Source organism: Bacteroidales bacterium (assembly GCA_013141385.1).
Classification (GTDB): Bacteria; Bacteroidota; Bacteroidia; order Bacteroidales; family Tenuifilaceae; genus UBA8529.
In genome coordinates this window covers 38,465-64,089 of the sequence record JABFRB010000009.1, presented here as the reverse complement: position 1 = coordinate 64,089, position 25,625 = coordinate 38,465, and the positions used below count along the sequence as shown (strand labels likewise).

The 25,625-nt window shown below is 33.5% G+C and carries 19 protein-coding genes, 1 tRNA gene and 1 riboswitch; of the genes, 14 read left to right on the top strand and 6 right to left on the bottom strand.

Annotation, left to right across the window (positions count from 1 at the left end; translation table 11 throughout):
* Positions 1-77 precede the first annotated feature (77 nt).
* The 12 genes from lgt (at position 78) to HOO91_05300 (ending at position 11,573) form a co-directional block, all read left to right on the top strand.
* Positions 78-926 carry a prolipoprotein diacylglyceryl transferase gene (gene lgt, locus HOO91_05355; GenBank protein NOU16968.1) on the top strand — a complete coding sequence of 283 codons (849 nt, stop codon included), beginning with the start codon at positions 78-80 and terminating at the stop codon, positions 924-926.
* 135 nt (positions 927-1,061) lie between these two features.
* Positions 1,062-2,078, top strand: coding sequence for an iron ABC transporter permease (locus HOO91_05350; GenBank protein NOU16967.1), 1,017 nt, complete (start codon positions 1,062-1,064; stop codon positions 2,076-2,078).
* An 8-nt stretch (positions 2,079-2,086) separates the two neighbouring features.
* Complete coding sequence (locus tag HOO91_05345; GenBank protein NOU16966.1) at positions 2,087-2,902, top strand: ABC transporter ATP-binding protein; 816 nt, start codon at positions 2,087-2,089, stop codon at positions 2,900-2,902.
* Between the two features lie 11 nt (positions 2,903-2,913).
* The gene (locus HOO91_05340; protein NOU16965.1) at positions 2,914-3,486 is read left to right on the top strand and encodes a histidine phosphatase family protein; all 573 of its coding nucleotides are present in this window, start codon (positions 2,914-2,916) and stop codon (positions 3,484-3,486) included.
* Between the two features lie 77 nt (positions 3,487-3,563).
* Positions 3,564-3,766, top strand: a riboswitch (cobalamin riboswitch).
* A 16-nt stretch (positions 3,767-3,782) separates the two neighbouring features.
* Entirely contained in the window at positions 3,783-5,723 is a 1,941-nt protein-coding gene (locus tag HOO91_05335; GenBank protein ID NOU16964.1) for a TonB-dependent receptor, read from the top strand.
* On the top strand, positions 5,710-6,801 hold the full coding sequence (locus HOO91_05330) for a hypothetical protein (GenBank protein ID NOU16963.1): 1,092 nt from the start codon (positions 5,710-5,712) through the stop codon (positions 6,799-6,801). Before HOO91_05335 ends, HOO91_05330 begins: the two co-directional genes overlap by 14 nt.
* Positions 6,802-6,806: 5 nt before the next feature.
* Positions 6,807-7,199 (top strand): DUF4430 domain-containing protein, encoded by a 393-nt coding sequence (locus tag HOO91_05325; GenBank protein ID NOU16962.1) that lies wholly within the window; start codon positions 6,807-6,809, stop codon positions 7,197-7,199.
* Positions 7,200-7,262: 63 nt separating this feature from the next.
* Positions 7,263-7,772 (top strand): bifunctional adenosylcobinamide kinase/adenosylcobinamide-phosphate guanylyltransferase, encoded by a 510-nt coding sequence (gene cobU, locus HOO91_05320; GenBank protein NOU16961.1) that lies wholly within the window; start codon positions 7,263-7,265, stop codon positions 7,770-7,772.
* Between the two features lies 1 nt (position 7,773).
* Positions 7,774-8,778, top strand: coding sequence for a nicotinate-nucleotide--dimethylbenzimidazole phosphoribosyltransferase (cobT, locus tag HOO91_05315; GenBank protein ID NOU16960.1), 1,005 nt, complete (start codon positions 7,774-7,776; stop codon positions 8,776-8,778).
* Positions 8,779-8,782: 4 nt separating this feature from the next.
* The gene (locus HOO91_05310; protein ID NOU16959.1) at positions 8,783-9,544 is read left to right on the top strand and encodes an adenosylcobinamide-GDP ribazoletransferase; all 762 of its coding nucleotides are present in this window, start codon (positions 8,783-8,785) and stop codon (positions 9,542-9,544) included.
* Entirely contained in the window at positions 9,541-10,092 is a 552-nt protein-coding gene (gene cobC / locus HOO91_05305) for an alpha-ribazole phosphatase (GenBank protein ID NOU16958.1), read from the top strand. The genes HOO91_05310 and cobC overlap by 4 nt, the downstream gene beginning before the upstream one ends.
* Entirely contained in the window at positions 10,089-11,573 is a 1,485-nt protein-coding gene (locus HOO91_05300; GenBank protein NOU16957.1) for a cobyric acid synthase, read from the top strand. Before cobC ends, HOO91_05300 begins: the two co-directional genes overlap by 4 nt.
* A 68-nt stretch (positions 11,574-11,641) precedes the next feature.
* On the opposite strand, the gene HOO91_05295 is transcribed toward HOO91_05300, so the two are convergent.
* Positions 11,642-14,029 carry an FtsX-like permease family protein gene (locus HOO91_05295; protein NOU16956.1) on the bottom strand — a complete coding sequence of 796 codons (2,388 nt, stop codon included), beginning with the start codon at positions 14,027-14,029 and terminating at the stop codon, positions 11,642-11,644.
* Positions 14,030-14,364: 335 nt separating this feature from the next.
* Between HOO91_05295 and HOO91_05290 the strand changes: the two genes are divergently transcribed.
* Positions 14,365-14,441, top strand: a tRNA-Arg gene (locus HOO91_05290).
* Between the two features lie 164 nt (positions 14,442-14,605).
* On the opposite strand, the gene HOO91_05285 is transcribed toward HOO91_05290, so the two are convergent.
* From HOO91_05285 to HOO91_05265, 5 genes are all read right to left on the bottom strand, one after another.
* Entirely contained in the window at positions 14,606-16,138 is a 1,533-nt protein-coding gene (locus HOO91_05285) for a methyl-accepting chemotaxis protein (GenBank protein NOU16955.1), read from the bottom strand.
* Between the two features lie 27 nt (positions 16,139-16,165).
* Entirely contained in the window at positions 16,166-16,675 is a 510-nt protein-coding gene (locus HOO91_05280) for a YfiR family protein (protein NOU16954.1), read from the bottom strand.
* A gap of 368 nt (positions 16,676-17,043) precedes the next feature.
* Positions 17,044-19,452: a TonB-dependent receptor gene (locus HOO91_05275; GenBank protein NOU16953.1), complete on the bottom strand. Its 2,409-nt coding sequence runs from the start codon at positions 19,450-19,452 to the stop codon at positions 17,044-17,046.
* 324 nt (positions 19,453-19,776) lie between these two features.
* The gene (locus HOO91_05270; protein ID NOU16952.1) at positions 19,777-21,741 is read right to left on the bottom strand and encodes a DUF4154 domain-containing protein; all 1,965 of its coding nucleotides are present in this window, start codon (positions 21,739-21,741) and stop codon (positions 19,777-19,779) included.
* A 434-nt stretch (positions 21,742-22,175) separates the two neighbouring features.
* A complete protein-coding gene (locus tag HOO91_05265) occupies positions 22,176-23,312 on the bottom strand; it encodes an NAD(P)H-binding protein (GenBank protein ID NOU16951.1) in 1,137 nt (378 codons plus the stop codon).
* A 142-nt stretch (positions 23,313-23,454) separates the two neighbouring features.
* Here HOO91_05265 and HOO91_05260 point away from each other — a divergent pair, with 142 nt between their 5' ends.
* A complete protein-coding gene (locus tag HOO91_05260) occupies positions 23,455-25,539 on the top strand; it encodes a GAF domain-containing protein (protein NOU16950.1) in 2,085 nt (694 codons plus the stop codon).
* Positions 25,540-25,625 lie beyond the last annotated feature (86 nt).

Sequence of the window (25,625 nt, the reverse complement as noted above, 5' to 3'; positions counted from 1 at the left end):
TGATTAAACCCTTAATTCTCATAATTAATAGGTAGTTGGCCGCAAGGTTAAGAAATGCTACGAAACAATAAAAACTTATGATAATAAATTACATACATTGGAATATTGACCCTGAGATAGTAAATATCTTTGGGATTTCGATTAGATACTATGGATTACTTTTTGCATGTGGATTGATTCTTTGCTTTTACATTCTTAAGGAGATATTTAGGAATGAAAATATTCCAATTACACATCTTGAAAAATTATCAACCTATGGAATTATAGGGATTTTTGTCGGAATGAGATTATGTCATTGCCTTTTTTATGAGCCTTCTTATTATTTTAGTCATCCATTAGAAATTATTTTGCCAATTCAACCGACTGCTGATGGCGGATATAAATTCTCGGGTTTTCAAGGATTAGCTAGTCATGGTGGTACACTTGGATTAATAATTGCTTTGATTATTTATGCCAAAAAGACAAAGGAATCAATTATTAAAACGATTGATTTAATAGCAATTGTTGGAGGTTTAGGGGCATGCTTTATAAGACTTGGCAACTTGATGAATTCTGAGATAATTGGGATTCCAACAAATGTTCCGTGGGCTTTTATTTTTGTACAAAATGATAATTTGCCACGACATCCTGCTCAGCTATATGAAGCGTTTTCTTATTTACTAATATTCGGATTGATGTTATATCTTTATAAAACAAGACGAGAAAACCTTAAAAATGGATTCTTTTTTGGATTGGTAATTACATTAATTTTTGTAGCTCGATTCTTTATCGAATTTGTAAAGGAGAACCAAGTCGGATTTGAAGATAGAATGACATTCAATATGGGACAACTTTTGAGCCTTCCTTACCTTGTAGTAGGAACTGGATTTATAATTTATGGATTGATAAAGACAAAAAAAATAAACCCAGCGCCCAACACACGCTAAATTCCATTTGGGCTGAGATGCAGAAACCAAAGTTCTTCGTACTTTAGTTTTTTAATTAATGGGGGATAAAAAAACGGTTCTTTACCCCCAAACGCAATTTAGCGTGGAAACGATACAAATTAGAAACACCAATTCATGCAGAAGAAGTACTTAAAATGGTTATTACTAGTTCTACTTTTTACAGTAGTTGCTTTAATTGTTGTTATCCACTCCCTAACTAGCGGTGATTTAAAAATTTCGATAAGCGATTTATCCCGATTTCTATTCAAAAGTGGGGATGGTGTTGAGTTCACGATCATCAACACGATAAGGCTACCACGTATAATACTCGGATTGGCGGTTGGCGGTGCTTTAAGCTTATCGGGCGTTATTCTTCAGGGAATTTACAGGAATCCTCTAGTTGAGCCATATACATTAGGGATATCGGGCGGTGCATCAATAGGCGTTGCACTTACAATTGTGTTTGGATTACCTCAATTGGTTGGTACTTACATGCTCCCACTATCAGGATTTATAGGTGCCTTAGTTACTGTTTTTTTAGTTTATTCATTAAGTATAAGGAATGGTAAGATAAAAATTCAAACAATGCTATTGGTTGGTGTTATGGTTAGCTTCATAGCCTCCTCTGTTATGATGTTTCTATTATCAACAACATCATCAGAGAATATCCATAGTATCATTTTCTGGATTATGGGTTCGCTTGATGAGCCCAATTCAAAGCTAATAGGCACTACTGTAATCATATCCGTATCAAGCCTTCTCCTCTCCTATCTCTTTGTTCAACCCCTTAATGCGCTTAGGCTGGGCGAAGAAAAAGCACGGCATCTTGGCATAAATACTGATGTCTCTATCAAAATACTTTTTGTAATAACCTCATTACTAACAGGTATATGCGTTTCAATGGCAGGGGTAATTGGCTTTGTAGGGTTAATAATTCCTCATCTTATAAGATTAATAACTGGTTCTGATTTTAGAATTTTACTAATCAGCTCATTTATTACAGGTGGTAGTTTTCTTGTACTATGCGATACTCTTGCACGAACCATTCTTGCTCCAAACGAGCTCCCAATTGGAGTTTTAACAGGAATGATCGGGGGAAGCGTATTTATAGTAGTTTTAAATAGAATAAATAAGAAATCGTTAATTGATTAGCATTAATTATGGATGTTTTTTTTGATATTCAGCATTATACATGTGGTTATTATAGAAAATTCTATATTAATGATATCAATTTTACTGTAAAAAAAGGAAGCCTTACTGGGATTATTGGCCCTAATGGCTCAGGGAAAACAACTCTTTTCAAAGGAATTACTTGCGAATTAAAAGCCAAGGACGGTAAAATACTTTTAAATGGTAAAGAAATTGCCCGAATGAGCTACAGGGAAAGAGCTCGTAATTTTGCCATTGTAACTCAGAAAATTGAAGGTGCCGATATTCGTGTTGAGGATTATGTGATGATGGGTCGCTTACCTTACCATAGCAGGTTTCAGTTTTTTGAAACCAAAAACGATATCGAGATCGTTGAAAAGTACATGAAATTCATAAATATTAGCCATTTGCGTCATAAGCTAATGAATGAGCTAAGCGGTGGCGAACAACAGCTAGTTAGTATAGCACGAGCACTCACCCAAGAACCTGAACTACTCCTTTTAGATGAACCAACATCGCACCTCGATATATCGCATCAGGTTCAGCTAATGAATCTTATTCAAAGGCTTAATGCACAGCTTGGACTAACAGTTTTAATGATTATCCACGATCTTAACCTTGCAGGTGAATATTGCGACTATCTTGTTCTACTAAAAGATGGCAATGTCTTCAATCAAGGTATTCCAGAAGATGTTTTAACCTACAAGAATATTGAGGATGTTTACGGAACTGTAGTAATAACAAAGACAAACCCTTTATCTGGAAAACCCGTAATTTTTCCCGTCTCGGAGCGAACATTAAAGCAGGTTCAGGATAGTAGGAACTAAAATCGTACCAGATGAAGTTAATTATAGTTCGACATGGTGAAACCATAGAAAACCTTCAAGGAATTTGTCAGGGGCAACTTGATGGCACGCTCTCCCCAAAGGGATTACTACAAGTAAAATTAACCGCCGACCGACTACAAAATGAAAAGGTAGATACCATCTTCTCAAGCGATCTGAAAAGAGCAGTTGATTCTGCTAAAGAGATTCATAAATATTACTCAACCAAGTCTTTAATAATTGATAAAAGATTAAGGGAAAGATATTTTGGCTCGTTTCAAGGGGAAAAATTTCCAGAAAACAAGAGAGGGCTCGCTCTAGCAGAAGATGCTGAAAGCAATGAAGAACTTTATCTAAGAGTTCTTGATTTTTATGAAGATATCATCTCAAAGCATATTGATTATACAATACTTATTGTTAGTCATGGCGTAGCTATTAGAATGCTAATTACAGTGATTCAAAAACTTTCACCTTCCAATATTAATTCAATTGATGAACTGAAAAATGGTTCGGTTACAATTATTGAAATTATCAATGGAACATCTCCCAAAATCACACTTTACAACTCAACTAGCCATTTAGAATAATCCAAGATGACGAATCATTTTGCAGGTTGTTAACAACCAACTCATAACTCCATTTTTCAATTTAAAGATTAATACATATATTTGTTGCGATAATTGGTTCTATTCCGAATTACATCGGAAAGGATTAAAAGGGAATCCCGTTAAATTCGGGAGCTGTACCCGCAGCTGTAAACCTTAAATAGCTTTCTGAATACCCCTGCCACTGTCCCAATAAGTCGGGATGGGAAGGCCTCAGAAAGTAAGGTGAGCCAGAAGACCTGCCAAAGTATGTTATGTTCGGGCTAAACAATTGAATTATGTCAAGATTTCTATTTATTTTTCTTTATTGTTTTCTTTTTTTGAACTTTATTGGTTTCGGTCAACTGCTTGATTCTACAATAGTATTAAAGGAGTTGAGCATTGTTTCATCAAAGGATAGGTATTTAGCTGGCAGTAAAACAAAAACATTTGACTCAATTCAGCTAAATTCAGAATCAGGTGAAAATCTTACCGAACTAATTAACCATTTTCTACCCATTTATATAAAGCAAGATGCAGGAGGATTGGCTACTATCAGGTTTAGAGGAACAAGTCCAAATCATACTGCAATAATGTTTAATGGAATTAATATTAACTCTCTTACATTAGGACACTCAAACATTTCAAACCTACCAAATTTTTTATTCGATGAAATCAAGATACAATACGGGAGTTCTAGCTCACTCTATGGAAGCGATGCCATTGGGGGTAGCGTACATCTAAACAATAACCCTACATGGAATAGCGGTTTTAATGCATCTTTCCAACAAGATTTTGCCAGTTTCAACTCTTATTTCAATGGTATTAAAGTTGGATTTAGCAATAGTAGATTTCAATATACCATCAAAGCATACCATCAAAAGAAAAAAAATAATTTTTCTTTTTTGAACACCGCAGTCAAAGATTTTGAAAGAAATAAATTCATAACAGACACTGTACGTAATGCAGCCGTTTCTAATTATGGGATACTTCAAGAAATCTACTATAAGATATCCGAAAAAACTTTTTCGTTTTTTAAATTATGGTACGAGGACAACTGGCATCAAATCCAGCCCAATATGTCAGCAAATTATTACGGTGGCGGTTTTGAGGAGATTAAGGATAAGCATTTACGATTTATTTCGGGATTTAAGCACTATTCAGGTCAACATAAGTTCGCTACAGATATTGGGTATATTTCAGATTATGAATTATATAACAAAGTTTACGATCAAACAATTTCTACAAATAATTATATCCTAAATGTAAACTATACCAATTCCAGTTTTTTAAACGGAGATTTCCAATCTGGAACAAGCTGCTCCTATATAACTCCAAAGGTATACGCATACAATGGTCTCCCGAAAGAAGCAAGGTTTGATTTTTTTGCTTTGTACCTAAGGTCTCTCTTAGATTGTTTGAATGCATCATTAAATCTCCGAGAATCATTTGTAAGTAATTATAAAAGTCAGTTTACGCCGTCGTTTGGACTGGATTATACAATGCTCAAATCGAGTAATCATACACTTAATTTTAAATTTGCTGCTTCAAAGAGCTATAAAACACCAACATTTAACGATCGTTTTTGGAATCCAGGTGGTAATCCTAATCTTCTTTCCGAAAAAGGAATGAATTATGAACTTAATACGAACTATAAATTATATAACAATGTAGGTTCCTTTAAAATAGGTCTTTCTTATTTTTTAATTAATATCAATAACCTTATTCAGTGGGTCAACATGGATGTTTGGCGACCACTGAATGTTAAAAAGGTTAGAAATAGTGGAATAGAGTTTAATGCAGAATCAGCTGTCAATATCTTAAAATTCATACTAAGCACAGGTGTAAATTACAGCTATACTAAATCCAGAGAAACGAAAAGTTACAATAATCAAAACCTATCAAACGGAAAACAATTAATGTATACTCCAGAGCATTTGGGAAATGCATTCATATCACTATCACGTAAAAACTGGAATTGGTTCATTAGCAGCTCATATACTGGAGAGAGAAATACAGAAACCTACAAGATTTTAGAGGGTTACCTACTATTAAACACCTCATTTGGAACAAATTTAAATATGAGGAACAATCAATTATCGGTGAATTTTAAGGTAAATAATATTCTAAATAAAGCATACCAAAATCAAGAATTGTATGCTATGCCAGGCATAAACTACGTAGTAAGTCTCAAAATATCAATTAATAACATTAAAGTAAAAAACAATGAAAAGAATTAGATTTCAAATACTACTAATTGCTCTAGGAGCATTATTTCTAGCCTCATGTGAAAAAAATGAGGATAAGGATACCAAATCCAATGCAACCAATATTGCATATATTGTAAATTATGGCAGTTATTCTGGCAGTAAAAGCGAAATAAGTATTTACAACATGGAGGATCAAACTATAACCCATAATGCCTATAAAACTGCTAATTCAATTGACTTCAATTCTAATATTCAATCAATGGTCATTTATAATGACATAGCCTATCTCATGTCAAATGATGGAGATAAGATTGATATCGTTGATGCCGAAACTCTATTGGAAACAATAAATCCTATTTCTACCAATATTATAAAACCTCGCTATTTCGCAGCAACAGGTAATACTGCATATGTTTCATGTTGGGGTAATGTTGACGATTGGTCTACAATACCAAACTCATATATAGCCAAGATTAATTTAACTACAAAAACAGTTACAAAAATTCCTCTCCCAGGTGGCCCTGAGGGGGTAATAATAGTAAATAATAAGCTCTATGCAGGTTTAACTACCACCAATAAAGTAGCCGTGGTTGATCTTACTACCGAGGCAATCAGCTATATTCAGGTATCAGCAGTTCCTCAACAATTTGTTCAGGATGCTAATAATAGTATATGGGTTTCATTAACTAGTCAATACTCATCTCCATTTCCTGCTGAATCACTTGGTTTAGCAGTTATTAATCCTCAAACTAACACGGTTACAAATAAAATTGATTTTACCGGCATTGGAAGCTCTGGGTATATACATCAATCATCTGATAAGAAAACAATTTATGTTATGGGTAGTGAGCCTTGGCCTGGAACTACGACAACTATTTACACCGTAAACACTGTGGATAAAACGCTTAGTAGTACCGCACTAATCAGCGGCGAAAACTTTTATGGATTCAACGTTAATCCCGAAAATGACAATATTTACGTCCTTATTTCACCTAACGCAACAACTAATGGTACTCTAAAAGTGTATGATAAATTAGGAATTCTCCTTGATGAAGAAACCACTGGCATCAGCCCCCAGTGTGTAGTTTTTTATAATATAATTAAATAAAAACCATGAAAATTAAAGGTTTCCTTGGGGGCATTTTTATTATGCTTATTTTTTCAACGTGCAATTCAAAAAAAACTGATAATGTAAATGCTCCTGTAACTATCGAAATAAATTATGGTGAAAAAATGCGTACGGTCAACACTCCTTGTGAAGTAGGGTTAACATGTCTAGAAGCCCTGCAACATGTGGCAATAGTGGAAACTCATCCTGTAAATGAGTACGTTTTTGTAACAACCATCGATAGTTTAAAGGGGGTACCGGGTATTAAAGGATGGTACTATAAAGTTAACCGAAAACCCTCTAACAAGCTTTCAATTAATCAAGTAGTTTACCCTGGCGATACCATTACTTGGGTTTACAAAGATGATGTTTGCTCAAGAACAGTTAACAATAAATAAACCCCGTCTGAACTTGGGTTTATACAAGGTTTTGATAAGCCTAAATAGATAAACAAACAACCAATGGCGAAAATAATCTTTATTACAGGAGGACAACGCTCAGGGAAAAGCAATTTTGCAAAAAGACTTGCCGAAGAAAAATCGGCAAGTCCTGTTTTTCTTGCAACTTCCCGTATTTGGGACGAGGAATTCGCTGATAGAATTAAACGTCACCAAAGCGAAAGGGGTTCAAACTGGCAAACGATTGAAAAGGACAAAAGCATTAGCCAACTAAAACTTGACGGGAAAGTGGTTGTACTCGACTGTATAACGCTTTGGCTAAATAATTTCTTCTTCGATAATAACTATGACTTGGAAAAAACCTTACAGGAAGTTAAAAACGAATGGAATCTATTTATCGATCAGGATTTTACGCTAATAGTCATTAGTAACGAAATTGGAATGGGAGTTATACCTGCTGACTTAGGAACTCGACAGTTTACCGATTTACAAGGTTGGGTTAATCAGCATATTGCTTCGCTGTCAAATTCAGTATATTTAATGGTTTCAGGAATTTCAGTAAAAATCAAATAGAATGGATATTGCAAAAGAATTACAACATAAAATCGATTTTAAAACAAAGCCTCTAGGCTCTTTAGGCAAATTGGAGCAAATTGCTCTGAAAATTGGAAAAATTCAGAATACTCTTTCGCCTGAACTAAAAAATCCAACCCATTTAGTCTTTGCGGGCGATCACGGTCTAGCCGATGAAGGCGTTAGTCCCTACCCTAAAGAAGTTACCTACCAAATGGTTATGAACTTCTTGGCAGGAGGTGCTGCAATTAACGTTTTTTGTCGTCAGAATGGCATAAATCTAAAAGTTGTAGATGCTGGTGTTGATTATGAATTTCCTTTGAGTAGCAATTTAATTCATGCAAAAATTGCCAATGGAACAAAAAGCATCTTGAGAGAACCTGCCATGTCACTTGAACTATGCAAGAAGGCAATCGAAAAAGGGAAAGAAATCATCAACAAAGAGTTCGAGGCTGGTTGTAATATTGTAAGTTTTGGAGAAATGGGTATTGGTAACACCTCGGCAGCATCATTACTATTACACAAATACACAGGTAATTCTATTGAGGATTGCACTGGAAGAGGTGCAGGACATGATGATGAAGGGATGAAGAAGAAAATATCCATTCTTAAAGAGGCATCACTAAAACACAATGTAACCGAACCCCTCGAAATCCTTGCAACGTATGGAGGTTTTGAGATTGCTATGATGTGCGGAGCCATGCTTCAGGCAAAGAAAAACGGAATGGTCATTTTGGTTGATGGATTTATAACAACCTCTGCCCTACTATCCGCATATCATTTTAACAAGTCAATTATAGATAATTGTATTTTCTGCCACGTCTCGCAGGAAAAAGGTCATAAAATTATGCTCGATTATTTAGGTGTAGACGCATTAGTTGACCTAAATATGAGGCTTGGCGAAGGAACTGGTGCCGTTGTTACCTACCCGCTCATTAAATCAGCTGTTCTATTTTTAAATGAAATGGCTAGCTTTGAAAGCGCTGGGGTATCAAATAAAGAATAACAAATTGAAGAAAGAACTACGAATATTCTTTACTGCCATTATGTTCTACACCCGAATACCAGTGCCTAAGAGTACTGGGTATTCGAGTGAGAATTTAAATAAAGCCACAAGATATTTCCCTTTGGTAGGAATCATTGTAGGTGGTGCCGGAGCTTTGGTGTTCTATGCTACGAGCATGCTATTCTCAATTTATCCTTCAGTCCTATTCTCTATTCTATCGATGATTCTGATAACTGGAGCCTTTCATGAGGATGCTCTATCGGACTTTTGCGATGGATTTGGTGGTGGATATTCGAAAGAGAAAATTCTTGAAATAATGAAGGATAGCCGAATTGGCACTTACGGTGCAATTGGGATTATCCTATTAATTCTAATAAAGATATTTTTACTGGCAGAAATAGATCCTTTAAAAATCCCTATCATACTTATTGCTGCGCACGCTTTGAGTCGTATAAATCCAGTAATATTGATGTTTTCATCGCAATATGTAAGAGAAGATAATACAAGCAAATCAAAACCTGTTGGCGAAACCAAATCGAATACCACTTTAGTAATTGCCATTGTTTTAGGCTTACTGCCTTTGATTCTGATTCCATACCAAACTATACCTTTTCTGCTAGCAGCAATGCTGCTAATTTTTCTCTACTTCAGATACTATATCCACAAAAAATTAGGAGGTTATACCGGTGATGTTCTTGGAGCATTGCAACAACTCTCAGAGGTTGGATTCTACATTACTTTTATTATTGTCGATAAACTCCTATGAAACTATACCTAGTCCGACATACAAAAGTTAACCTCCCATCAGGAGTTTGCTACGGGCAATCAGATGTTGGACTTGCTGATAGTTTCGAAGATGAAAAAAACACAATAATTCATAAACTTAAAGGATTAAAGTTTGATAGAGTATACTCCAGCCCATTGAAACGTTGCGTATTACTTGCAGATTCCTTATCAAATAATCAATTAGAAATACGTTACGATAAACGATTAATGGAACTGAATTTTGGTGATTGGGAGTATAAAACTTGGGATGAAATCGAAAAAACCGATTATGCGAAAAAATGGTTTGAAGATTTCACAAACGTTACATGTCCAGGAGGCGAATCATACCAAGATTTACTTGGTAGAGCAAAGAATTTTTTAGATGATTTGAAAAAAGATAAGACTGTAAATAATTCATTAATTATTTGTCATTCAGGGACAATTAGGGCATTTTACTCAATAATAAATAATTTAGAGCCTAAAGAATCATTCAAACTTCAACTCGATTTTGGACAAATTCTCGAGATTGAGCTAAACCAAGAAAAATGAACAAGAATTTACGACCCATAATGTTCGTTGGAACAGGTTCGGATGTAGGCAAAAGTGTAATAAATGCTGCATTTTGCAGGATATTCCTGCAAGATGGCTACCACCCTGCCCCATTCAAAGCTCAGAACATGTCATTGAATAGCTATGCAACCCCCGATGGACTCGAAATTGGCAGAGCACAAGCAGTTCAGGCAGAAGCTTGTGGCATTGAATGCTCAGTAGACATGAATCCAATACTTTTAAAACCTACAGGATACTTAAATTCACAGGTAGTATTGAAAGGAAAACCAATTGGTAACAAGTCAGCCTCGGAATTCTTTGTTCATACTGATCGGGATAAACTTTTCCATGAAGCAATGGATTCATACCGCAATTTAGAAAAAATCTATAATCCAATAGTAATAGAGGGCGCAGGGAGTATCTCTGAAATTAATTTATGGAAATATGATATAACAAACATGCGTGTTGCACTTGATGTTAATGCCTCCACTTACCTAATTGCTGATATTGATAAAGGAGGCATTTTTGCAAGCGTTTATGGCACTATCCAACTACTTCCAAAAGAAGAACGAGAACTTATTAAGGGTATAATAATAAATAAATTCCGCGGAGATATTGAACTATTCAGAGAGGGAAAAAAAATTCTCGAAGAAATTACAGGGGTACCTGTAGTTGGAATTATTCCTTATTTCCGTGATATACATATTGAACAGGAAGATTCCGTTATTTTAGATAGTAGATCGAAGGATATATCAAAAGGTAAAATCAATATTGCAATCGTCCTTTTAAGGCACATGTCAAATTTTACCGATTTCAACCAACTAGAGCGAATACCTGATGTTCATACTTATTATGCAGAGAATGTAAACGATTTATCGAATGCTGATATAGTTATAATTCCAGGTTCGAAAAATACTATTTCGGATATCATTTATCTCCAAAAATCGGGCATGGCAAAAGCGATTATCAATGCACACGAAAACGGCAAGGCCGTTTATGGGATTTGTGGAGGTTTTCAGATTATGGGTGAGGAAATTCATGATCCACTCCATATCGAAGGTGATATTGAGACCATTCAAGGCCTTGGAATATTACCTGTTATAACAACCCTCACTAATGAAAAGGTAACGGAACAATGCTCTTTTTCTTTTCTTAGAGGCGGAGAAGATTGTAAAGGGTATGAAATTCACATGGGAGAAACCATATCAACAAATGAAAGTCCTCTTTGCATTATTAATGACAATAGAAAAGATGGCTACTTTTTAAACTCCAAAACATGGGGCACCTATATTCATGGGATATTTGACAATCAGACTGTAGTAAATTCTATTCTAAACGAAAGTGGGTTTAATGATATCAATACAAAATTCGATTATTCAGCATTTAAGGATGAACAGTACAATAAACTGGCTGACCTAATTCGACAAAATGTTAATTTAGAATACATTTATAGTACAATGCAAATTTTAGAAAATGAATGAAATAGGTATAAAAAACCAGAATAGGTTCTGCTAGAAACTCTATTCTGGTCACTAATTTCCCTCTTTATTTACTCATTCCTTAACACCACCGCTGGATTTTGATTTGCTGTGCGAACAGCATAGTAGCTGATTATTAAAATACTAATTAATACCGAAAGCAATAAGGTTGCAGCAAAGTAAATCAAATTGATATTAACATGATAGGCAAACTGGCTTAACCACTTGTTTATTGCATAATAGGCAATTGGCAAACCAATAATGTTCGCAATCAGAACCATATACACGAATCGTTTTGATAGGTAGATGATTAACCCTGGAACCTCGGCTCCTAAAAATTTTCGCAAACAAATTGTTTTTGTTTTCTGTTGAATGGTATAGCCTGAGATACCAAATAATCCAAGCAGAGCAATGCAAATTGCAATCCATGATGCGGTTACTGCCAACTTGAAAGTTCGTTCATCACCCTTATATTGTTCCTTTATAGAATCATCGAAGTATTGATACTCCCATATATCATCGGGAAAAGCAGTTTGCCATTTGTCCTGAATTTGCTTAATAGTATTGGGACTATAGTTTGGTTTCAACTTTATGCTCAGATTATAGTATAGTTGTCTAATTTGTGCAAACAACAATGGTTCAATACTATTGCGTAGCGAAGAAGAGTGAAAATCCTTTATCACGCCAATTATAGGCCCCTTATTTCCTGCAATGCTTATAACTGTTCCCAATGATTCATTATCTCTAGGAAATCCAAGCCTTTTAATAAATGTTTCGTTAACGAGAAACTCATTAACAGAATCGTTTCTAACCTCTGCATTCCACCATCTACCTGCAATTAACTTGATGTCAAAAGTCTCAGCATAATCATAATCTACACATTTAAAACTAACCAAACTTCTTTCTCCATCTTTCTTATATGGCGATTGGAATCCAGTATTTGCATTTGACCCAGATGTAGGGGCTCCCAAAGAAAAACTCACCTTTTCAACATCTGGCATAGCCAATAGTTGTCCCTTTAAATCATCGATTAAAGCCCTCTTATTAGATGTGATAGGGCAATTAATGATATTCTTTGTAGAATATCCAAGTTCCTTTGTGCGTAAAAACTTTATTTGCTCTGCAATTATGAATGTTGATGCAATAAGTACAACTGAAACTAAAAACTGAATAACAATTAATATATTTCTGAACGAATATGATGACATACCTTTAACTCCATCACTCTTACGGAAGATTTCAATTGCCTTTATCGAAGACACTTTAAGGGATGGTAATATACCTGTGATTGTAATAAGAATTACAATAAGCACTGTCATAAACAAGAAAACGGAAGGTAACTGATACACATTTTTATATATCTGACCATCGAGAAGGTTGCTTAGATAAGGAAGAACAATCTCAGCAAGCAGAATGGCAATTAAGAAAGATATTATTATAGTTAATATAGATTCGAGAGTAAACTGTTTTATGATGCTTGTGCTTAACGCTCCATTTACTTTTCTAATGCCAATCTCTTTATGGCGCTTGATCAGAATAGAAAGAGATAAATTGATATAATTAATGCAGCCTAACAAAAGTACAAAGAAACCCACAATAGCCGAAATGACTAAGTATGTAGGATCTGTAAATCCATTTAAGTTTGAACGCCCATAAGTAATATCTGTACGAACTTTTGAAAGTGGTTGTAAACTAAAAACATCGCTTGAATCACGCTCAGAAGTACTCTTCTTAACAATCCTATTTATTTGCCTTTCAACATCATTAGAGTCATTAATATCTTTCAGCACCAGAAATGATTGAAAACCTGATATTGTTGTACTCCAACTATCAATTGCAAAAGGCATTTCGAGTTTAGGGTAGCTTTCATAAGAGATTAGAATAGTAAATGGAATATTTGTTAGCCTACTATCTTTTATCAAGCCCATGATTGTTAGGGCTGACTTTCCATTCAATTTTATGGGTTTATTTATTACATCAAGGGTTCCAAATAACTTTCTAGCAGTCGATTCAGTAATAACAGCTACGTTCGGACTTTTAAAAACAGAAGGAGAGCCAACAAGCCATTCAACGCTAAAAACATCGAAAAACTGAGGCTCAATAAAAAGTAAATTATTGAGTTTATACTTTTTATTGTCACATGAAAATACGCCATTCTCCCAGAAAATAATTCGAGTCATTCCTTCAGGAATTGTCATCTCATTCCGCAAAGTGGGTATTAATGGGTTTGGAGTTATTGCTTCGTGTTCCACTTTATTTTCATGAGTATTATCGGAAACAACTCGGTAAATTCTTTCATATTTTGGTTGCTCCTTGTCGTAACTCAACTCATGCATTATATAAAGGTATATTAGAATTGAAGTAGCAATACCTATAGATAAACCAAAGATATTGACGAAAGTGAAAAACCTATTTTTTAGGATATTTCTTAGAGAGATCGTTAAATAGTTTTTAAGCATAATGGTATCAAATTTATTTGATTTCAATTATTACAATACATCGACCATTCTTTTTAAATCACATATTATCAATGAAATAACTCATAACTTAAAACTGCTTAATGTCTGAAATTGTTTCAATGTGAAACAACTTTAACTAAAATGATACATTATAAATACTCACATACCATTTAGTCAAGCGTAAACGAATAATATCCTACCACTCTTTTATTTACCACTTCAATCTTCGTTGATTTTAAATTGTTTATATAAGTTTTCAATATTTCTTTTAATAGTGTTAGGTGAAAAGTAAGATTTTTCCTATTTTTGCGCCCCGATAGGTATTTATATAAAGGGGTCCGGTAGCTCAGTTGGATAGAGCAACAGCCTTCTAAGCTGTGGGTCACAGGTTCGACTCCTGTCCGGATCACCAGAAAAAAACCACTTACAAGATTCGTTCAAGTAAGTGGTTTTTTATTTATCCTTTCTCTTTTCCTGCAATCCGAAACAAAAAGGCCTCGAATATTTTCCTCATTCTGCTCAAAATCTCTAGTCCAAGTTCATCAAATTCTTTGATGCAACACTTTTAAAAATCAACTATAGATTAAAAAATTTAATAACCTCCTTAAGTTCAACAGACATAGTTGAAAGATCCATTGATTTCGAAGCAAGAACTTCAGCCGCTGAAGCATTCTGCTGAGTAATTGAGTTAAGCTGTTGTACTGCATTATTTATCTGAAATGCTCCAGAATTTTGTTCTAGACTTGAAGCGGATATCTCTTGAACCAATCGTGCTGTTTTTTCAATTTCAGGTACAATTTCGTTCAATTGTTTACCCGCTCTTTCTGATATATTAACTCCATCCAGCGATACTTTATTAATTTCATCAGCAGCGATTTTACTCCTTTCCGCCAATCTCCTAACCTCAGCTGCAACAACAGCGAATCCTCTCCCATATTCACCAGCTCGAGCAGCTTCAACAGCTGCATTAAGAGCAAGAATATTAGTCTGAAAAGCTATTTCGCTGATTATCGAAATCTTACTTACAACATTTCGCATTGATTCAACTGCAACGGCTGCTGATTTATTCCCTTGGGAAATTCCTGTAACAGCGTTCAATGCTATTTTTTCCGTTTGCTGAGCATTCTCAGAGTTTTGCTGAATATTAGCAGCCATCTCCTCCATAGAGGAGGAAACTTCCTCTGTAGAAGACGCCTGTTCGTAAACACCTTTGGAAATAATTTGGGAACTATAACTTATCTCTTCACTCAAATTAGCAATATTATCGGAACTGGTTGAAATTTTACCAATTATATTACGTAAGTTAACCACCATCTCTCTTAATCTTTCGAGCAGTAAACCTATTTCATCTCTATTCTTGATATCAAATTCAACAGATAGATCACCTTGAGACAGTTTTGTAACTACATATGATGCATCATTTAAACTAGTCTTTATTGTATTAATAACTATAATTGACACAAAAAAAGCAATTATCATTGAAACTAAACCCATTACAACTACAAATCTCTGAAACCCAATAAATGACACCTCCATGGAATCACTTTTACGCTCTGATTCCATCTCATATTTTTTCTTTAGTGCGCTTAGTTTCTCTAATACTTTATCCGTAACTAATATCACACTCCCCCCCTCATCAACCAAAGGATTTACTTCAAAAAGAACAGCAGGATCATTATAGCTATCGAAAGTAGAAAGTTGATCCATTATTTTTTTATGTTGTACAAAAAGATCATTTCCTATTATATTTAAAATATCATTCAGTATGATCTGATCGTTTTCATTCCAATTCTTACTAATTCTGCTAAGTGCATCTCTAACCTTTGGGAAATCTGTACTTTGTAAATCTTTTAGTTTTAATTTATCCGGAGTATTATTCTTTTTCTCAATAAAAACCCAGTTCTTAATTAACATCTTAGAGTTAGTAACTATATTATTAAGATCGTTTAAATATGTAACTGACGGGGCATAAACATTCGAAATTTCTTGATTAATTTTTCTATTATTATATAGAGTTGTATAAATTAGCACTCCATTGATTAAGATGGCCACAATTAAAATTCCAAATCCAACTATTAATCTTTGCGCGATGGTTAAGTTTAATTTCATACTCTTATTATTAGTTATTGAGATAAATTAATTAACTATAATTGCCAATCCATCCAATTGATTGTTAATTTTCAAACCATATTTTGTCACATTTCTTTTGTTAAGTTCAAATTTTTGCTTATCACTAATAATAACAAAGTTTATTGCCGCCCCCATGCTGGCAAGACCGTCTTTTTCTGTAATTATTAGAGTACTATTTGATCCAATCTTTGAAATCACATTTTGCAATTCACCGCTTTTTTCTTTTGATATAAATAATATATGGCATTTTGATATCTCACCTGCAGAACTGATTTTTTTAATTTCAATAGATTGGTTACCAACCTTTTTGCTCAAAGCAATTTCTTTAAGATAACTATCTATTGTTGAATTACCAAGTACTAGAATTTCAAAATTACCAGATTGATAATCAGGTGGCCATTCAATGTATTTTGTAAAATTATAAATAAAAAATGCTTGTAATTTTTCTACTTGAGCTTCGGCATTGAATGCAAAAGCAATCACTAGTAGGCAAATAATAAAAAATCTTCTTTTCATAACTGACCCTCCTTAAAGTATTATTATGTTTCCCTTTTCATAATCATACCATACCAAGTATTATCAAACCTAGCAATTAAATTACTTCCCTTCTAGTTGAATTAAAGCAATTGTGTTAGTTAACCTAAACAAATATCAAATTAAAACACCTACATTAACTCAATTATAAAATTAAAACCAGTTGATAAATTCTTGATATTTATATCTATCCGCTGTATATTATGCCTTAATTATAATAGCATTTACTCAAAATATAGCCAAATTTTACAGTAAAATTGAATCTTTTATCTGTTCTGAAGATCTTTAGAACATCAATAATATTCACTACACCATAATTTAGTCAATCTATTTTAGGCCTATGCATAATCTTAGAATCGATAATGAATACCTACAAATAATACCCTTAAAGGCTGTGGGGCTCTCGGTTGAATCCAAATACTTTCGGCATAAGGTGCTGCTCCATAATGTTTTGTGTTGAATAAATTCTCAGCGTTTACAGATATTGAGAATGATTTTGTAAAATTACACCCTGCATTGGCATAAAAAATGGTGGATCCTGGAAGTTTACCACCTTCTTGAGTTCCACCAGTTCCATATAGGGAATTGGTCGTTGCAGCCTGAATATCACTATAATAACGTGCAGATAAAGATGCGTAAAACTTTTGACCTTTATAAAATAAATTCGCATTCAATTTATTTTGCGATACCTTAGGAATGTTTGAATCGTCATCATTATCTTTCCCTGCAACATATGAATACGCTAGGTTTGCACCAAAACTTCTCAATCGGAAATTAAATTCAATTTCGGCTCCCTGACTATACATTGATCCTGAATTAGAATTAATTTCAACAAATCCTGTATTCACACTTTCGCCAATCAAAGTGCGGTAAGGGTTGTAATAAGGGTAATTACCTGTTTGTGATGCTGCTGGAATAGGTCGAATTACATCAGTCATATCGTTTCTAAAAATACTCATCGAAATAGAAGCATAGTCATTGATGAAATAGCTACCACTTATCTCCATAGTTTGAATTTTCTCCGGCTTTATGTTTTCGTTTGGAATATGCATAGCAAAAGGATTTGCCCAGTTCTCCCATCTATAATAATTTGAGGGTTGAATGTAAGCTGTTCCAAACAATCCTTTAATCGAAATTCTCTTCGCAGGAGTAAAAACCAACCCTGCTCTGGGGTTGAAAGTAGAACCGTAAATTGTATTGTAATCGTAACGAGCACCAACGGTTAAAGAAAGATATTTTGTCATTTTATATTGTGACTGTATAAACGACCCGAAATTACTATAGTTCCTTTCACCAAAGATTGAATCGGTTAATCCAATTTTCCCAAATACATAACCCGAATTATCAACAAAATAAGACAAATTATCTTCTAATTTACCTCCAGGAGTAAATGGATTTGCAAGGTTTTGAGTTTTAGGGAACGATTTTACATCGGCATACGAGATTCCCATAATTACTGATAGATTATCACTTATATTCCACGAATTCTGAATTAATCCTTGAATATACGAAGAATAAGCATATTTGAATTGTCGATCAGCATCGGTTAAAGTTCCATTGATAATTGTAAAATTACTAGTTGGGTTAACGGTATAATCGCCAACTGTAACCGTAGCATTAAAATCAATTTTTTCGTTGGAAATAATATCATATTTAACATACATGTGTCGTAAATCCTGACTCCATACATCTTCTGCAGTATAGGCATAATTGCTTGGTATGGTAGACATTGCTTGTGATTCATATTCATGTTGCCAATCGCCTCCAATTGTTAACTTTTTGTATTTTAATTTTGTAAATAAATTCCAATTTTTAATGGGAAATGATTTGTCTTGTTTAGCCAAATTACCCGAATAATTTCCTACACTCCCGTAATCAAGCATATCCTTGTAATGTTCATGCAATTTAAAATCTTCACCATTATAAATACGACCACCCATAACCAAATCGGTGTTCTCTGATATTTTGTTACCAAAAGTAATATCAGCAACATATGCATTTGTGGACACGTAGCCTTCATTGGTTTCAATACCGTCAAAATCGCCTCCATCTTTGGTAATCATGTTGATAACGCCGGCATATGCATCAGCTCCATATAATGCAGAGGAAGGGCCATAAACAATTTCGATTCGTTTATACAAATTCAATGGGATATTGTTGCCAAAAATAAATCGTTCTCCCGTAATTGGGTTCTGCATCTGTCCATCCTGCAAAATAAGCAATTTCTGATTTCCCAATACACCGCGCATAGTAACGAGGGTACGGATTTCGCCTTGTACATCGTAAGAAACATCAATTCCAGGGATAGCCCTAAAAACGTCTTTCAAATCGCGCCAACCAAATAATTTTATTTGTTCTTCAGTAATAACTCTTACGGTAGCCGGGGCATCAGAAATTTTCTCTCCTTTTTTTGTTGCTGTTACTACTTCAATATTCATCAACTCTTCTAAATTGAGTTCAAATAAATTAACCTCATCATCAAGAGCTCTCATGGTAATGTTTATTACATCGCCGGTTATATCTACTTCTTGTAACTTGAATTTTCTCATAGCAAACTCAAGAGTTTTAAATTCTAACGGCACTTCAATGAAATATTTACCATTAGCATCGCTTTGGGTTTTTACGTTAGCGTTTTTCACGCTAACTGTTACTCCCTCCATGGGATTGTTGCTTTTATCAGTAATAAGACCCGATACCGTTCTCTGAGCATCTACTAAATTGGCCACAAGAACCAAAATAATAAGTAAAGTATTTTTCATACGTTCTGGTTTTAGTTTTTTTATTTAATAGTAAATTTTAGTCTCACGCATTTTCATTCGTACAAAAAACCAACCATTCTATCTCCCTTTAGTCACCTAAAAGACGAAAGTTTTCAAAACTATTACCTAAAATAATGCAAAATATTTGTGATTCTAAAATATATTTCTGACAATATTTATTATTTTTTTCACCTGAACCAAAGGCAAGTCTTATTTTCATTAGATTTTGATATGTATTAATAATGTTTTCAACTAGTTACCGTAATTAATTTATGGTTTTAAACCAAAATATGATTTAATAAACTAGATGTCAAATTCTTTCTTTCATTCCTTTACTTTTGGTAGTGTAAAAGAAAATCGACTACCAATCCCTTTTTTACTTTCTACCCAAATTTTTCCTTGATGCCAATCAATAAACTCCTTACAAAGAATTAATCCCAGGCCAGTGCCTCGCTCATTGGCAGTTCCATCTGTTTTAACATTCTCATTGACTTTAAACAATTTCTCAATTACATGTTTATCTAAACCAACACCCGTATCCGAAACATGAATGGTAATACAATCATCATTTTCTTCAGCCTTTACAAAGATTTTGTCGCTATTCCTAGAGAATTTAATAGCGTTGGTCAAGAGATTCCTTAGTATTGTAAGTAACATATTTTTATCAGCACGAACATAAAGATTATCAGTTAAAACTGAACTAAGGTGAATTCCTTTGCTTTCTGCGGAACTTTTTAAAAGTAGAATATTCGTGTCAATTGCATCCTTTACATTCAAATTACTTGGGTAAAATAAGGTCTGCCCAGTTTGAGATCTACTCCAAGTCAACAGATTTTCAAGCAAATCAAAGGCTACAGAAGATGTTTGGTTAATTTTTTCAGAAATTTCAATGCTTTTATCATGATTGGATGCGTTAATCTGGTCAACAAGTATTTCAGAAAGTCCTAAAAGAAGGTTGAAGGGATTACGTAGATCGTGTGCTATGATGCCAAAAAATTTATCCTTGGTTGCATTAGCCAGTTGTAATTTATCTTTTTGAGCAAGGATTTCTTCCTTTTGAGCAAATATTTCTTCTTTTTGAAAATTCAACTCATCATTTGTAACCTTTAATTCCTCATTGTATGCTTCAATTTCTTCATTTTTATGCTGAATGGAGATATTACTCTCTTCAAGAAGTTTATTTGCATTTTGTTTACTCTTATACCCTCTATAAATAAAATAAATTAGAAAAAAGGTGAGGAATACAACAGCAAATGAAAGAAATAAAAACCATTTTTGAGTTTGAATTCTTTTCTGTTGTAAATCTAATATATTACCCTGACTATCAATTTTCTGTTGTTGGTTTTGTATTTCTATTTTTTGTTTTCCCAGAACTTCATTTCTTTTAACCATCTCCTCATTCTCAATTATTTTCTGCTTTTGCTGCTGTTCAATCTCTTTTTGATGTTCTTTTAAAATAATAAGATTCACTGATATCATTTGCCTTTGATTCTCAACCTCATTTATCAGAGTATCAAGACTATTTTTCTGTGAATTGATTCTAAATTGTTGGTTCTCTATTTCGATTTTCTGAACCTCTATTGCCTTCTTTTGCTCATCGATCTCTTTATGCTGAAAATCAATCAATTTTTGTTGGCTATCAATTTCAAGTTGAAATTTTTTAACTTTCTCATACGCATTTTCTAATAATTCTTCCTGCTTTTTATATAGTAGAGCAACATCTACTTTTGAGCCACCAAGGAGAAGTAGTTTGGGAAGAATTCTTAGGCTATGTTGCGCTTCAATTGAGTTTTTATTCACTTCAAATTCTAATCTAGCATTCTTGTCTACATAGAATAAATTAATCATTACTAAGTCTTTAATATCATATTCTTCAGTTATTACAAGCACTGGAGAATTTTCAATTATTCTGAGTAATTTTATGAGATTTTGGTTAAAGTTTTTCTCAACGTAAATTACTTTGGGAAAAGGTTTGATAATCTGCGATATATCATTTATTACCTTAATACTTATTGGTTTACTCTTAAGGGTTTTTGTTCTCGAAATTTCCTTAAAGTCCTGAATCAATGCAGGATTATTAGCAAAAACTACGATGCTAAAACTATCAATCGCCTGCTCATCAGGCCATTCTATATTTTGAACAAACTGATAGGCGTAAACTGTTTTTATTTTTGAATCTGATAATTGAGCGAATAATTCGGTAGGGTTTAATAATTGTAGAATGACAGCCAACAAAAATGCTTTCGATGTTAAAATTATAGTAACTAGTATTTTACATTTAATTATCATTTAGAATAATTATAATACTACATACTCCGAGCGACAGGTAGATAGTCAATTATTTTGTTGATACATTAATCTATTTAATTAAATATCAACCTATTAAATTTAATATTAAAAAAATTAACCTTAAAATGAAAATTAGAACCAGAAAGATATTATAAAAGTAAAGTAAAATGCTCTAAGGTATCACAAGGGTCTAGTCAAGATTTGCACAACTTCGATGATTTTAATCACCCTTTTGTGGGTTTTTCTTTAAACTATTAAAATTGAAGGTGTTTTAAGCAACTGCTATAGATAGCAATAGTTTTATATCACTAAATGCGCCTTTTTGTACTGCATCAGGAGATGTTTTATAAAAAATAGTAAAGTGCTAATGAAAAATATGGTTATGATTTCAGAAGAAATCTGAAAAATTATCTCATTAGCACTTTATGAAGCAATTATTGAATAACTCTTTCCTTTTTATTGTATTGAATATTCCTTTCACTCAAATACTTTAATATATAGTTAAAACATTCCGGCTTCTTACCAACTAGTTCAGGTGGAAAAACCCCTTTATCAGAGAATTTTCCTTCGAGTATCATCTCGGCAGTGGCAGTTGCTGTAAAGCCAGTTGTCCGTGCCATTGAAGAGAGCTTTTCCTTAGGATCATATTCATCAAAAAGATCATAAATTATCTCTTTTCGCAATCCATTTTCAATTCCCTGAATAATTACCCTCATAACAGTGAATTCAGGTTCTTCAGGCCCTAGTTTCCATGCATCAAATATAAGTTTGGTTGTAAAATCAAATGGTACAATCGATTGTCCATTAAAACTAACTGGCTGCTTACTAAAAAAACCTGCTGCCTTAAATGCTTGAATCAGTTTAATATGTCCAGGATAACGTAAAGTCTTCTCCTTCATATTTGGAATATTATTTAGCGTATATACAAGGGATCTAAGGCCATCAGAGTTAAAGGCCTCTAGTGTTCCAACAGTAGGAAAATCAATAAACTCAGTATCGCTCATTGCGGGTTTAACCACCACATGCCCATTCTCCATATATCTAGCAGGCCTAGTATATTCTTCTATTACATCACAAGGTGAAAATGGTGCTTTATATTCGAAGGGAAATGTTCTAGTTTTCGGTAATCCCCCAACCATATATTCCATACTCTCAACTTTCATCGATTCATTATGATAACCCACAATAAAATTAGGCATACCCGGTGCTACACCGCAATCCATTACAACCGAAACATTATGCTCCTTTGCTAAGCTATTCAAGTGCATTACATCTTCGGGTAAAAAGGATATATCAACAAGATTTTTGTTACACTTTATAACATTAGTCATGGTTTTTAAGCCTAGAAAACCTGGAACCGCAGAAATTACTAAGTCAAAATCTTTAATAGCTGATTTTACATCTTCGTCATTATTTACATCAAGTACAACAGTTTTGATATTATAATTTTTGGAAAGAAATTCAAGCGAAGATTTATCAATATCGGCAGAGGTAACATTATGTTTTTTTGATAAATCAATTGCCATGGCTTTACCTACCATTCCGGCACCTAGAATAATAATTTTGTTCATATCGTATAATTAATTTTAAATTTATGATTGTGCTAAATTATAAATATGAACAGAATTATACTAAATTTTCAAAAATTGCTTTCAGTATTTCTACAATTAAAATAAAAAAAGTAGTTTTAGATAAATTTTCAAAAGGTGAGTTATGTATAAAAAATTCTTAGGAATACTCCTCATTATTTCTTTAGGTACCAGTGCATTTGCAAAAACCAACAATAATTTTGTTGTAGCAAACGGTATTCTTGAACTTGGATTAAACAATGTTTTAGAAAGCAACACCATTAAACTTCAAGGTAACTGGGAATTTTATTGGAATCAACTTTATGAACCTAAAGACTTTAAAGACATAAGTCAGATTTCTAAACCTGAGTTTGTAAAAGTCCCTAAATCATGGGCTACATATAAAATAAACGGCCAAAAACTTCCTTGCGCTGGTTATGCTACATACCGATTAATTATTCATAAGAAGCCCGATAAGGATAAAAAAATATATGGTTTAAATATTTCAACAATTTTTACAAGTTATAACCTTTGGGTAAATGGTAAACTATTAACTAATGTTGGAAAGGTTGGAAAAACAAAAGAAAGCAGTGAACCTGCATTTAAATATCAAAATATACCATTTATAATGGACCCTGCCGATGGTCCAACCGATACTATTGAAATTATTATTCAGGTTTCGAACTTCTCCCATCAAAGAGCAGGGTTACATTCTCCAATCTATTTTAGCACTTATAATAATATTCTAACCGAAAGTCGGTGGATGGACATTCTAAATCTAGTCATAATCGGGATTATTATTATTATTGGGATTAACTACCTAACCCTATATTTCTTCAGAAAAGACGATCGCTCAAATTTATACTTTGGGATTACCTGTCTAGTTATGTTTCTAAGAAACATATCAACTGGTGATAGGATTATCACTTATGTCTTCCCAAATATCAATTGGGAACTTTTAATGAAACTTGATAATTTTTCAGGTTTTGGTACTATCCCTCTTTTTGGTCTATTTGCTTACCTATTATTTAAAGACGATTTTCCTAAAATCGCTAGAGATATATTTTTATACATAGGCTTAATAATAACGCTTCTAGTAATTACAACACCTGCAATTGTTTATGGCAAAATTCGAATTTTCTTTGAACTTTATGTTCTTGTTTTTGGTCTATACATAATTCTTCGCGTTTTACTAGTAGCTTCAATTCGAAAAAGAAAATACGCACTCCCAACTTTTCTAGGAATGTTAATTCTGTACTCAACTGCAATGAATGATGTATTGAGTAGTATGGGAATTATAAGCACTGCCTATGTGGCTCCTTATGGTTTAGTAACATTTATGCTAATACAATCTATTACAATTAATAATAAATCAGCGAATGCTATAAATGAAAATGAGGAACTAAGTGCTCAATTGACTCTTGAAAAAGGAAGTCTTGAAAGTAGAATTGAGGAAAGAACAAGTGAACTGCAATTGCAGCACAACGAACTCATGAAACATCAGGAAAAAGAGCAATCTCTTAATTGGATTAATGTGGGTATCGCACAAATAAATGAAGTAGTATCAAAAGATAAAGATAACTACAAGGAATTATGTAAGAATGTGCTTATTACATTGATTCAGTATTTAGATGCAAAAATTGGAGCTCTATACGTTTTAAATACTGATACATCTGAAGAACCTTACCTTGAGATTATATCAGATTATGGATTAAGCAAGGAACAAAAAAGCATGAGTTCGATAATACCAACAAATAGCGGTCTTATTGGTGCAACATTTACGAACAATGAGGTGCAACTAATTTCTAATATCCCTGATAATTATCTTGCTATTAACTCAGGATTGGGAAGTGCTGCTCCTAAGTCCCTCCTTATTGCTCCAATGTGTTTTGAAAAGAGTGTTCTTGGGGTAATTGAATTGGCCTCGTTTAAAGAAATTAAACCTGTAGAACTTGAGTATGTTACTAAAGTTGCATATATAGTTGCCAATAACCTGAATACTGTTAAGATGAATGAGCACAATGTTTTACTCATACAGCAGCTAAAGGAGCATACAGGAAACATGCAACAAAATGAGGAAGAAACTCGTCAGCAACTCGAAGAGCTAAAAACAATAGAAGAAACTTTAAATGCTCGAAATATTGAAATTGAGAAAATTAATGCCGAATTAAATAAAAAAAATAAGGAATTTGAAGAGTATAAACAAATGTCGGGTAAATCAAATTCCTAGATTTACGAGGATTAATAGAAAAATTTCTATTACAAATAGTGGAGTTTCTAGTAACAATCATGAAGAATCTGTCAACGATCTAATTG

Coding starts and splice junctions, on each gene's coding strand:
- HOO91_05285 (NOU16955.1), bottom strand. CDS start 16,138: ATGAAATTAAACTTAACCATCGCGCAAAGATTAATAGTTGGATTTGGA.
- HOO91_05340 (NOU16965.1), top strand. CDS start 2,914: ATGAAGTTAATTATAGTTCGACATGGTGAAACCATAGAAAACCTTCAA.
- HOO91_05295 (NOU16956.1), bottom strand. CDS start 14,029: ATGCTTAAAAACTATTTAACGATCTCTCTAAGAAATATCCTAAAAAAT.
- HOO91_05300 (NOU16957.1), top strand. CDS start 10,089: ATGAACAAGAATTTACGACCCATAATGTTCGTTGGAACAGGTTCGGAT.
- HOO91_05260 (NOU16950.1), top strand. CDS start 23,455: ATGTATAAAAAATTCTTAGGAATACTCCTCATTATTTCTTTAGGTACC.
- HOO91_05335 (NOU16964.1), top strand. CDS start 3,783: ATGTCAAGATTTCTATTTATTTTTCTTTATTGTTTTCTTTTTTTGAAC.
- cobC (NOU16958.1), top strand. CDS start 9,541: ATGAAACTATACCTAGTCCGACATACAAAAGTTAACCTCCCATCAGGA.
- cobT (NOU16960.1), top strand. CDS start 7,774: ATGGATATTGCAAAAGAATTACAACATAAAATCGATTTTAAAACAAAG.
- HOO91_05275 (NOU16953.1), bottom strand. CDS start 19,452: ATGAAAAATACTTTACTTATTATTTTGGTTCTTGTGGCCAATTTAGTA.
- HOO91_05265 (NOU16951.1), bottom strand. CDS start 23,312: ATGAACAAAATTATTATTCTAGGTGCCGGAATGGTAGGTAAAGCCATG.
- cobU (NOU16961.1), top strand. CDS start 7,263: ATGGCGAAAATAATCTTTATTACAGGAGGACAACGCTCAGGGAAAAGC.
- lgt (NOU16968.1), top strand. CDS start 78: ATGATAATAAATTACATACATTGGAATATTGACCCTGAGATAGTAAAT.
- HOO91_05330 (NOU16963.1), top strand. CDS start 5,710: ATGAAAAGAATTAGATTTCAAATACTACTAATTGCTCTAGGAGCATTA.
- HOO91_05350 (NOU16967.1), top strand. CDS start 1,062: ATGCAGAAGAAGTACTTAAAATGGTTATTACTAGTTCTACTTTTTACA.
- HOO91_05280 (NOU16954.1), bottom strand. CDS start 16,675: ATGAAAAGAAGATTTTTTATTATTTGCCTACTAGTGATTGCTTTTGCA.
- HOO91_05270 (NOU16952.1), bottom strand. CDS start 21,741: ATGATAATTAAATGTAAAATACTAGTTACTATAATTTTAACATCGAAA.
- HOO91_05325 (NOU16962.1), top strand. CDS start 6,807: ATGAAAATTAAAGGTTTCCTTGGGGGCATTTTTATTATGCTTATTTTT.
- HOO91_05345 (NOU16966.1), top strand. CDS start 2,087: ATGGATGTTTTTTTTGATATTCAGCATTATACATGTGGTTATTATAGA.